At 76.0% G+C, this 1,377-nt stretch carries 1 protein-coding gene; it reads left to right on the top strand.

The annotated features are described in order from the left end of the window. Nucleotides 1-1,133 (top strand): sensor histidine kinase (locus ACIQOV_RS41460; protein WP_401056327.1); only part of this gene is annotated, 1,133 nt, incomplete at its 5' end. Between the last annotated feature and the right edge of the window lie 244 nt (nt 1,134-1,377).

The following is a 1,377-nucleotide window of genomic DNA, read 5'->3' as shown; positions in this document are numbered from 1 at the left end:
GCCCGATGCTGGGGGAGGGGCGCGCCACCACGGCCGACGTGGCCACGGCCGGCGGGCAGGGCCGCTCCTTCACCGTGAAGGTGCCCGGCGGGTACGCCCTGCTCCAGCCCGTCGCGGTGGACACCGGGCGGACCGCGGTGGTCGAGGTGTTCGTGGCCGAGAGCGACCTCACCCGGGGCGTCGCCACGGCCTGGCAGGTGCTCTCCGCCGTGGCACTCGGCCTGGTCGCCATCTCGGTGCTGGTCGCCGACCGGATGGGCAGCCGCATCGTCGCCTCCGCGCGCAAGCTCGCCGCCGCCGCCCGCTCGCTCGGCGCCGGGAACCTCTCCGTGCGGGTCCCGGTGGAGGGCAAGCAGGTCGAGGGCAGCCCCGAGGAACTGCGCGAGGCCGGCCACGCGTTCAACACCATGGCCGACCGGGTGGTCCAACTCCTCGCCGCAGAACGGGAACTGGCCGCCGACCTGTCGCACCGGCTGCGCACCCCGCTGACCGTGCTGCGGCTCAACGCCGCCTCGCTCGGCGAGGGCGACGCGGCCGACGCCACCCGGCACGCGGTCGCCCAGCTGGAGCGCGAGGTCGACCAGATCATCCGCTCGGCCCGCCGCGCCCCCGAGGACGCGCCCGCCGTCTCCGTCGGCTGCGACGCCGCCGAGGTGATCCGGGAACGGGTCGCCTTCTGGTCGGCACTGGCCGAGGACGAGGGACGCCGCTGGCAGCTGGCCGGCGCCGAGCGGGCGGCGCCGGTGCCCGTCCAGCGCGGGGACCTCGCGGCCGCCGTCGACGCGCTGCTCGGCAACGTCTTCCGGCACACCTCCGTCGGCACCGCCTTCTCGGTGGACGTGCTCGCCACCGACTGCTCGGTGATCGTGCTGGTCGGCGACGCCGGACCGGGGTACAGCGACCCGGCCGCCGCCCTCAAGCGCGGCGAGGGGCACGGCGGAGAGGGCTCCACCGGCCTCGGCCTGGACATCGTCCGCAAGCTCGCCGAGTCCACCGGCGGGGACGTCGCGCTCGGCCGATCCGCGGTGCTCGGCGGCGCCGAGACCCGGCTGCGGCTGCGCACCGGGCCCCAGGAGGCGGAGCCCGCGCGGGGCGGACGGCGGCGGAGCCGGGGCGCCCTGTTCCAGAGGTGAGGGGGCGACCACCGTCCCGGTTCCGGCCGTCCGGGTTCCGGCCGTTTGTGCTCCGCCCGCGACGGAGTGCGGCCGGTCAGAGCCACTTTGTCACGCTGAGTAGCTGATCGTGTCCGGTTCCGTTCGGACGGCATCCGGTATCGTCGCTGGTTGGCCGAGCCGTGGACGGAGTGGACAGTGACAGCGGTGCAAGACGAGCGCAGCCCGGTGCGGACCGCACCCGACCCCTCGCCCGCCCCGGATC

Source organism: Kitasatospora sp. NPDC091257 (assembly GCF_044757675.1).
GTDB lineage: Bacteria > Actinomycetota > Actinomycetes > Streptomycetales > Streptomycetaceae > Kitasatospora > Kitasatospora lactacystinica.
This window is presented reverse-complemented; position numbering and strand designations above follow the sequence as displayed.